The sequence below is a fragment of the Roseateles sp. genome (assembly GCF_046300915.1).
Taxonomy (GTDB): domain Bacteria; phylum Pseudomonadota; class Gammaproteobacteria; order Burkholderiales; family Burkholderiaceae_C; genus Kinneretia.
Genome location: NZ_JBKCLH010000086.1, coordinates 1 through 9,004, shown reverse-complemented (window position 1 = coordinate 9,004; position 9,004 = coordinate 1). Strand labels below are relative to the sequence as shown.

7 protein-coding genes and 1 pseudogene are annotated in these 9,004 nt (G+C 68.1%); 2 read left to right on the top strand and 6 right to left on the bottom strand.

The window, feature by feature from the left end; genetic code table 11:
• Positions 1 to 591: pseudogene (locus ACK5F2_RS06685) on the bottom strand (DUF58 domain-containing protein); the annotation flags it as partial.
• A gap of 2 nt (positions 592 to 593) precedes the next feature.
• Positions 594 to 1,544, bottom strand: a complete 951-nt coding sequence (locus ACK5F2_RS06680; protein ID WP_409863678.1) for an AAA family ATPase — start codon at positions 1,542 to 1,544, stop codon at positions 594 to 596.
• Between the two features lie 50 nt (positions 1,545 to 1,594).
• On the opposite strand from ACK5F2_RS06680, the gene ACK5F2_RS06675 reads away from it, so the two are divergent.
• A complete protein-coding gene (locus ACK5F2_RS06675; protein WP_409863677.1) occupies positions 1,595 to 2,530 on the top strand; it encodes a histone deacetylase family protein in 936 nt (311 codons plus the stop codon).
• A 6-nt stretch (positions 2,531 to 2,536) separates the two neighbouring features.
• Here the strand turns inward: ACK5F2_RS06675 and ACK5F2_RS06670 are convergent, their stop codons facing one another.
• Positions 2,537 to 3,379, bottom strand: coding sequence for a serine protease (locus tag ACK5F2_RS06670; RefSeq protein WP_409863675.1), 843 nt, complete (start codon positions 3,377 to 3,379; stop codon positions 2,537 to 2,539).
• Positions 3,380 to 3,483: 104 nt separating this feature from the next.
• Here ACK5F2_RS06670 and ACK5F2_RS06665 point away from each other — a divergent pair, with 104 nt between their 5' ends.
• Positions 3,484 to 4,743: a mechanosensitive ion channel family protein gene (locus ACK5F2_RS06665; protein WP_409863673.1), complete on the top strand. Its 1,260-nt coding sequence runs from the start codon at positions 3,484 to 3,486 to the stop codon at positions 4,741 to 4,743.
• Between the two features lie 10 nt (positions 4,744 to 4,753).
• On the opposite strand, the gene ACK5F2_RS06660 is transcribed toward ACK5F2_RS06665, so the two are convergent.
• The 3 genes from ACK5F2_RS06660 to ACK5F2_RS06650 form a co-directional block, all read right to left on the bottom strand.
• Complete coding sequence (locus ACK5F2_RS06660; protein ID WP_409863672.1) at positions 4,754 to 7,768, bottom strand: EAL domain-containing protein; 3,015 nt, start codon at positions 7,766 to 7,768, stop codon at positions 4,754 to 4,756.
• Positions 7,765 to 8,622, bottom strand: coding sequence for a transporter substrate-binding domain-containing protein (locus ACK5F2_RS06655; protein WP_409863670.1), 858 nt, complete (start codon positions 8,620 to 8,622; stop codon positions 7,765 to 7,767). Before ACK5F2_RS06655 ends, ACK5F2_RS06660 begins: the two co-directional genes overlap by 4 nt.
• A 131-nt stretch (positions 8,623 to 8,753) precedes the next feature.
• Positions 8,754 to 9,004 (bottom strand): fumarate hydratase C-terminal domain-containing protein (locus ACK5F2_RS06650; protein WP_409863668.1); only part of this gene is annotated, 251 nt, incomplete at its 5' end.

The following is a 9,004-nucleotide window of genomic DNA, read 5'->3' as shown; positions in this document are numbered from 1 at the left end:
CGTTTTCCCCTGGGCCGGCAGGGGCGGGGCGCCGTCCTCGGGGCGGGGGTAGATCCAGACCTGGGCCGCCGGCCGCCACACGCTCCAGGCGCCGAACAGGCCCAGGGGAAAACGCGTGGCGATGCGCAGCATGGGCAGGCTCATCAGGCCGCGCCGCGCTGCCGGACAAGCCAGGCTGAGCTGAGCATGCCCACCCGCCGGCACATCCACCCAGGCGGGCTCGCCCACGCCGGCCACGCGCAATCCGATGCCGTAGCGTGCGCGGCCGCTGTTGTGCAGGCGCAGCTCCAGCTGCAGGTCCTGGCCGGCATGCACGCTGGCCGGCGGCTTGAGGTCCAGGCTCAGGCCGCGCAGATTGCCGTGTGTGGCATGCATGGAGGCAAAACCCGCCCCCGCCAGCAAAAAGGTCAGGGCATAGCCCAGGCTGAGCTGGTCATTGATGGAGGCCAGCAGCAGCACCAGCAGGGTGGCGCAGAAGAACAGCCCCGGCCGGCTGGGCAGGATGTAGATATTGCGCTGCACCAGCCGGTGGGTGTCGCTGGCCGGATGCCGGGCCTGCCACCAGGCCTGCCAGCGTTGACGCAGCTTCATGCTCAGGGCAATGGGATGGCCTCGACCATGGCGCGCACCTGCTCGCGCGCGCCGCGGCCAGCACCGGCCTTGGGGCGCAGGCGGTGGGCCATGGTCTGGGGCAGGATGGACTGCAGGTCGTCGGGCGAGACATAGTCGCGCCCGTCCAGCAGGGCGCGGGCGCGCGCAGCGCGCAGCACGCCCAGGCCGGCCCGCGGGCTCAGGCCCTCCACAAACCACTGGCCCGAGCGGGTGGCGGCGAGCAGGGCCTGCAGATAGTCCAGCAGGGCCGGGGAGGCATGCACCTGACGCACGGCGGCCTGGGCCTGCAGCAGCTGCTCGGGTGTCATGACGGGCTGCAGGGCCTTGATCGCCTCGCGGCTGTCCTCGCCCATGAGCAGCTCGCGCTCGGACTGGGCGTCGGGATAGCCCAGGGAGATGCGCATCAGGAAACGGTCCAGCTGCGACTCGGGCAGCGGGTAGGTGCCCAGCTGCTCGCTGGGGTTCTGGGTGGCGATCACGAAGAAGGGGCGGGGCAGGGCATGGGTCTGGCCGTCCACACTCACCTGCTGCTCCTCCATGGCTTCCAGCAGGGCGCTCTGCGTCTTGGGCCCGGCGCGGTTGATCTCGTCGGCCAGCAAGACCTGTGCGAATACCGGACCGGGGTGAAAGGCGAAGCGCGCGCTGTCTCGCTCATAGACCGAGACGCCCAGCAGATCGGAGGGCATGAGGTCGGAGGTGAACTGCACGCGCGAGAAGCGCAGGCCCAGGCAGACCGAGAGGGTGTGGGCCAGCGTGGTCTTGCCCACGCCGGGCAGATCCTCGATGAGCAGATGGCCGCCGGCGATCAGGCAGGCCACGCAGTCCCGGATCTGGGCCGGTTTGCCCTTGATGATCGTGCTAATCTGGCGCTGCAGCGCCTCGAGAGGTCCGGTCAGTGCAGCGGCCGGGGCTGTGGCTTCCTTGAGCGTCATGCGAGAGAACATAACTCAAAACAAGAGACGACGAGTCTTTCACCAGCGCGATGTCTACTGCCTATATCAGCCATGCCGACTGCCGGCGCCATGAGATGGGTGCTGGCCACCCCGAATGTCCTCAGCGCCTGGATGCGATCGAGGACTGGCTGATAGGCACGGGCCTGGATGTGGCCCTGCAGCGCTTCGATGCCAGCAACGCCAGCCCGCAGGCGCTCGAGCGTGCGCACAGCAGCGCTTATATCGCCCATATCCGCGATCTGCTGGAGGGTCTGGCGGCCAGCGGCGAGACCCGGGCCATCGATCCGGACACTATCGCCAATCCCTACACCTGGTCAGCCGCGCTCAAGGCCGCCGGTGCCGCGGTGCAGGCCACCGATCTGGTGCTGGATGGCCGGGTGGAAAATGCCTTCTGCGCGGTGCGCCCGCCCGGCCACCATGCCACGCGCGACCAGGCCATGGGTTTTTGCTTCTTCAACAATGTGGCAGTGGCGGCGCGTCATGCCCTGGACGTGCGCGGGCTCAAGCGCGTGGCGGTGGTGGACTTCGATGTGCACCACGGCAACGGCACCGAGGACATCCTGGCCGGCGACGACCGGGTGCTGATGGTCAGCATCTTCCAGCACCCGCTCTATCCCTTCAGCGGCGCCGTGCCCAAGGGCGAGAACATGGTCAATGTGCCGGTGCCGCCCTACACCAAGGGCGGCGAGGTGCGCGAGCTGATCGAGGCCATGTGGATGCCGGCCCTGGAGCGCTTCAAGCCCGAGATGATCTTCATCTCGGCCGGCTTTGACGCCCATCGCGAGGACGATCTGGGCCAGCTCGGCCTGACCGAGGCCGACTACGAGTGGATCACGCTGCGCCTGCAGGATGTGGCCCGGCGCCACGCCAAGGGGCGCATCGTGTCCTGCCTGGAAGGCGGTTACCACCTGGACGCCCTGGCGCGCAGCGTGGGCGCACATCTGCGGGTGCTGGCAGGCGTCTGAGCCGCCTCAGGGCTTGTTGCCGCCCTTGTCCTCGACGCGTGCGCTGCTCATGAGCGCACGTACATGCCGCGTCGGTATGGCGTAGCTGATGCCCGTGGGTGAGCTCAGTGCGGACTCCCGCGTGCCCTTGATCAAGGCCATGCTCAACACACCCACCACCTCGCCCGTGGCAATGTCCAGCACCGGGCCGCCGCTGTTGCCGGGATAGCTGATGATGTCCAGCTGCAGGATCTCGAAGGCGCCCTGGCGCAGCTGGGCCACATTGCGGGCATTGAGCGTCTGGGCATTGAGCGAGGGCAGGCTGATGGCCGTATGGGCCGCCACCACGCCGCGGTGCGTGACGTGGGAGTAGCCCAGCAGGCCGCCGATGGGGAAGCCGATCAGGGCGATATCGCTGCCCTCGGGTGGCGGGGCATCACTGGCCAGCCGCAATGCCGGCGCGGGCGGACCCTCAAAGCGCAGCAGAGCCACATCATGGGCCGGGTCATTCATCAGCACCGTGGCCATGCGCGGTGTCCATTGGCGATCTGCACCCCAGACCTGCACGGCCAGGCGGCGCTCCTGGGTCTCCACCATCTGCAAGGGCGGCAGCACATGAGCGCCGGTGACCGCGAGAGTGCCATCGCCCACGACAAAGCCGGTGCCACGAAAGCCGAAACGGGGGCTGTCGAGGGCGCCAAACGTGCCCACCAGCAGCACCGAGGGTTTGGCCCGCGCGACCAGGCCGGGCAGATCCTGGGCCAGCAGGGCAGCAGGGGTCAGCAGGCTCAGGGCCAGGGCTTGCTGCAGCAGGCGGCGTCGTCCGATGCGGGCGGCGCGGGCCGGGGTGGGGGGCGGTGGCATTTGCATGATGGGCGGACGATAGCAAAGCCCGACCCTTTGCGCAGCCGGGCTCCTCTGTCAAACGCCGGCCGTCGGGCTGCGGCGACAATGCGGGCATGAATCAGCCCGTGATGACAATCAATGAATTGCTGGCCTTGGGCCGCAACTTTTTCAAGCCGGCCGTCCTGACCGAGCTGGGTCTGCTTGTGGCCTGTGTGGGCCTGGCCTGGCTGATCGTGCGTCTGATCCAGCCGCGCCTGGCCTCGCAGCAGCTCAAGCATTCGGTGCTCTTCGGTCAGCATGTGGTGGACGGCGCCCTGTTCCCCGGGCTGGCCCTGCTGCTGGCCCTGGGCGCCAAGCGCCTGCTGCCCTGGCTGGAGCTCACGCCCGCCCTGTTCAAGCTGGCTTTGCCGGTGCTGATGTCCCTGCTGGTCATCCGCCTGACGGCCCGCGTGCTGCGCGCCGCCCTGCCCGAGGCCAACTGGGTCAAGGTGGTGGAACGCAGCGTGTCCTGGATGGCCTGGGGGGCGTCCGTGCTCTGGATCACCGGCCTGCTGCCCGAGATCCTGGACGAGATGGAGAGCATCCGCTGGAAGATTGGCGCCAGCCAGGTGTCCCTGCGCGCCCTGCTGGAGGGCGGATTGACCGCGGTGCTGGTGATGATGCTGGCCCTGTGGCTGTCGGCCGTCATCGAGGCTCGCCTGCTGCGCGATGTGACCAGCGATCTCTCGCTGCGCAAGATCGGGGTGAACATCACCCGGGCCCTGCTGCTGTTTGCCGGCCTGATGTTCGCGCTGTCTGCCGCGGGTATCGATCTGACCGCGCTCAGCGTGCTGGGCGGTGGCCTGGGTGTGGGCATCGGTCTGGGCATGCAGAAGCTGGCGGCCAACTATGTCTCGGGCTTTGTGATCCTGGCCGAGCGCTCCCTGCGCATCGGCGATATGGTCCGCGTGGACAATTTCGAAGGCCGCATCAGCGATATCAAGACCCGCTACACGGTCATCCGGGCCCTGGGCGGGCGCGAGGCCGTGGTACCCAACGAGACCCTGATCACGACCCGGGTGGAGAACCTCTCGCTGACCGATCCGCGGGTGCTGCTGAACACCGTGGTCCAGGTGGCCTATGGCACGGATGTCGAAGCCCTGATGCCCTTGATGGTGGAGCGCGTGCTGCAGGTGCCGCGCGTGCTGGTCGATCCGGCTCCCTCGGTGCAGCTGAGCAATTTCGCGGCCGACGGGCTGGAACTCACGGTGTTTTTCTGGATCTCTGATCCGGAAAACGGTCAGGGGGGGCCGCGTTCGGATGTGAACCTGGCCTTGTTGCGCCTGCTCAATGAACGGGGTGTCGAGATTCCCTTCCCGCAGCGGGTGGTGCGCAGCGTGCAAGGCTGAGCCTCGCGGTTCAGTGCAGGCGGCGGTGTTCCGGCTCGATGCGGCGCAGCGGCGGCCACAGCGGCATCTCCTTGTAGGGCATGGGGTGGGCAAAGAGATAGCCCTGCATCAGGTGGCAGCCCATCTCGCGCAGCAACTGGACTTGGGACTCGGTCTCCACCCCTTCGGCCACACATTCCAGGCCCAGGCTGGCGGCCATGGCGATGATGGCCCGGACCAGGGCGCGGTCGCCCGCGTTTCTGTCCAGGTCCTGGACAAAGGAGCGGTCGATCTTCACCGCATCGACCGGAAAGTGCTTGAGGTGGCTGAGGCTGGAGTAGCCGGTGCCAAAGTCGTCCACCGCCAGGCGCACGCCCAGGCTCTTGAGTTGCAGCAGGGCCCGTCTTGATTCCTCGGGGCTGCCCATCAGGGCGGACTCGGTGATCTCCAGCTCCAGTCGCGGCGCGGGCAGGCCGGTTTCGCGCAACAGGCGCTGAACGTCCTCGGGAAAGCGGGTGTCGACCAGCTGCTGCGGCGACACATTGATGGCCAGGCGCAGCTCCGACTCCAGCAGATCGCGGCGCTCGGACAGCAGCCGGGCCACCAGCTGCAACACATGGCGGCCCAGACTCAGCATCAGGCCACTCTCCTCCGCCACGGGAATGAACTCGGCCGGTCCGACCTCGGGGCCGCTCCCCGGTGCCCAGCGCAGCAAGGCCTCTGCTGCGACATAGCGAGCGCCTTCGACGTCCACCTGGGCCTGCAGCATCAGATACAGACGCTCGCCCTCCATGTCTTGCCGCAGCTGCTGGGCCATCTGCAGGCGTTGCACCGCCGTGGCGGCCATGGCCGGGTCGTAGAGGCAGTAGCGGTTGCGGCCCAGTTGCTTGGCGCGGTAGAGCGCGATATCGGCGTGCTTCATCAATTCCTCGGCACCCTGTCCGTCGTCGGGATACAGGGCCAGGCCCATGCTGAGGCTCGCCGTGACCTGGCGCGCGCCCAGGGCGATCGGCTCGGCCACCTGACGCAGCAGCTTCTCCGCCACCCGCTGCGCATGTTCCGGCCCCTGGACTTCGCTGAGCAGGAGCACGAATTCATCACCACCCAGGCGGCACACCGTATCGGTGCTTCGCAGTTCGCCGCTGAGGCGCTGCGCCACAAGCTGCAGCAGCTGATCGCCCATGGCATGGCCCAGGGTGTCGTTGATCAGCTTGAAGTGATCCAGGTCCACGAAGCCGATGGCAAAGCCCTGACCCTTGCGTGCCGCACTGGAGCAGGCCTGCTCGATACGATCCATCAGCAGCACCCGGTTGGGCAGGCCCGTGAGGGCATCGTGGTGGGCCATGTGGTTCAGGCGTCGCGCATCTTCACGTGCGCGGCTCACATCCTGGAACACCATCACGACCCCGCGCAAATGGCCTGTGGCGTCGTGGATGGGCGAAGCGCTGCCGGTCATGGCATAGCTGCAGCCGTCGCGGGCCTGCAGCACGCAGTCCGGCGGCAGTGTTTCCATCCGGCCGGTGGCCAGGCAGCTGCCCACGGGGTCGAGTGTCCTGGCCTTGTCCTGGGCGGCACGCAGGTTCAGCACCTGTGTCACCGCATGCCCGACGGCCGCGTTCATGTCCCAGCCGCTGAGTCTGGAGGCGCTGCGGTTGATGAAGATGATCCGTCCCTGTTCATCGGTGCTGAGCACGCCGTCGGCAATCGAGGTCAGGGTGGTCTGCAGCAGTTGCCGCTCCTCGTCCAGTCGCTTGAGCAGGGCCTGCTCCTCGGTCACATCGCGCAATGAGGCCATGCTGCACAGGCCCTGCTCGCGCCCGGCATCTTCTTCCCAGACCATGGACAGGCGTACCCGCCGCAGTCTGCCGTCGGCACGTCGGGCCAGCATGGGCAGATCCTCGACCGGTTCGCCCGCGGTGAGCACGGGCAGCAGCTCGGGTGAGGCCAGTCCCTGCGGGTCCAGGCTGATGAAGTCCGAGATCTTGCGGCCCAGCACCTCGGACTCGCGATAGCCGAAGTGCTGCAGCCAGGCGCTGCTGACGCTGAGCAGGCGCCCCTCGATATCGGTGGAGTGCAGCAGGGTGGGGGCCCGGGTGTAGAGGCTGTGGTAGCGCGCCTCCCGTCGCGCCAGCTGCTCGGCATTGCGCCGTCGGCTCTGTTCCAGGGCAGCCCCCAGCAGCAGCGGGCTGAGCACGGCCAGCAGCAAGGGCAGCAGGTGCAGGGCGTCGGCACCTGGGCCGGTCTGGGGAGGCAGCACCATGAGTCCGCGTGAGATCAGCCCGAAGCAGGCGGCCACCGTGATGGGGGCGGCCAAGCTGGCCGAGGCAAAGCCCCCGCAGTAGGCGGCCAGCATGCCGATGGCCGCCACATAGACGTAGGGATAGGGCAGGCTGCTGAAGGCCAGCAGGGTGACGCCGGCGACCAGCAGGGCCAGGGGCAGCTGCAGCGCTTGCAGACAGGTCTGCAGCGCCTGACGCGGACCCAGTGCCAAAGCCAGGGCACCCAGCGGGAACACGCAGACCCAACCCAGGGCAGCGCCCAGCCACCATGTGGTGAACGTGCCGAGCAAGTCCCCCGCCGGACTGAGCATGAAGAGCGTGATGCTGCCGGCCAGAGCCCCCAGGCCGGCGGCCAGTGCCGGGCCGAACAGCAGGGCCTGGAGCAGGGCATTGGGCTCGTGGATCACGCTGCGAACATTGCCGTGGCGCCGCAGCAGCCATGCGCCCATCCAGGCTTCCAGCACATTGCCCGGCACGAAGGAAAGCGCCATGGCGACATGGCTGCCCGTCAGCATATTGGCGCCCAGCACCGCCAGACCATGCGCGGCCAGCAGTGCCGGCCAGCGGCGCGGCGTGTAGGCCAGCATGGCGCAGGCGATGAGGGTGTTGCTGAGCCACAGCGGGGCGATGCTGCCGGGCTGACGCATGAGCATGATGCAGCTCAGGGCTGCCAGCAGGCTCAGCAGCCCCCAGAGCAGGGGGGACCAGAGGGCCGGCGGGCCCGGTGGTGTGGCGGCTGGCTGCTCGGGCATGAGGCGGTCGCTCATGAGCCGGCCTTGCGTGCGCGATGGCGCATCACGAAGAACAGACTGAGCAGGCCCGCGGCGATGCTGAGGCTGGCGATCAGGCGCAGATCGGCCTGGCGCGGATCCTGGTAGGCGAAACGCCCTTCCGGTACCCAGTGCTGGGTGATCTGGCGACGCGTTTGCTGCGGCAGCTCACGCAGGGCTTTGCGCAGCAGCTCCCCGATGTCGGGCCGCCCGATGGGATAGGCAAAGCTCAGCGAGTACTCGAAGCCGATGTGCTGGTGCACCTCGAAGCGCAGCGCTGACGCATCGCGCTGGTTGAGAAAGTGCAAGGAGGCCAGGTCGGCCACCACGGCCTCCACCTCGCCGCGCACCATGGCCTGCAGCGCCAGGCGGTCGTCATCAAAGCTCACCCAGCGCACGCCGGGATAGCGCTCACGCACAAAGCCCTCTACCGCATAGCCGCGCCCGACGCCCACGGCATGCCCGTTCAGGGCGACCAGCTCGCGCTGGCTGGTCTTGCCCGTTGGCAGGGCCAGCACCGCCGGCACGCTGATATAGGGTTCGGTGAAGGCGAGAAAGCGGCTGCGCTCCGCGGTGGGACGCAGGGAGGAGATGAGGTCCACCTCGCCGCGCTGGGTGGCGCTCAGGATTTCATGCAGGCTGCGCGGGGGCAGGGTGCGGATCTGGAAGCCGCCCAGGGGTGCCAGGGCCTGCAGCAGCTCGACCGACAGGCCGCGAACCTGGCCCTGGGCATCGGCGTAGACGAAGGGGCCGTAGTCGGCCTCGGGGGCGAAGCGCAGCTCCACGCCCCAGGCCAGTGCAGGCCAGGCCAGCAGCCATAGCAAGGAGCAGGAATGCGCAGCCTTCGTCATGGACCCTCCCCAGGGCAGCTGCTGCCGCCTTGCCTGGCCGGTGCAGCCAAGCAAGCGTAAGGCGCCGCGCTCAGGGGGTCAATGCGGGGCTTCGGGCCTCCCCCATTGGGGTGGCCCGATTTGGTACAGGATCAGGCCACCGACACGGGGATCTTGCCGATCTTGCCCTGCCCGATCTTGTCGGCCCACTCTGCCGGGCCGGTGATGTGGGCGCTGGTGCCGCCGGCGTCGACGGCCACGGTCACAGGCATGTCCACCACATCGAATTCGTAGATGGCTTCCATGCCCAGGTCCTCGAAGCCCACGACCTTGGCGGCCTTGATGGCCTTGGACACCAGATAGGCCGAGCCGCCCACGGCCATCAGATAGGCCGACTTGTGCT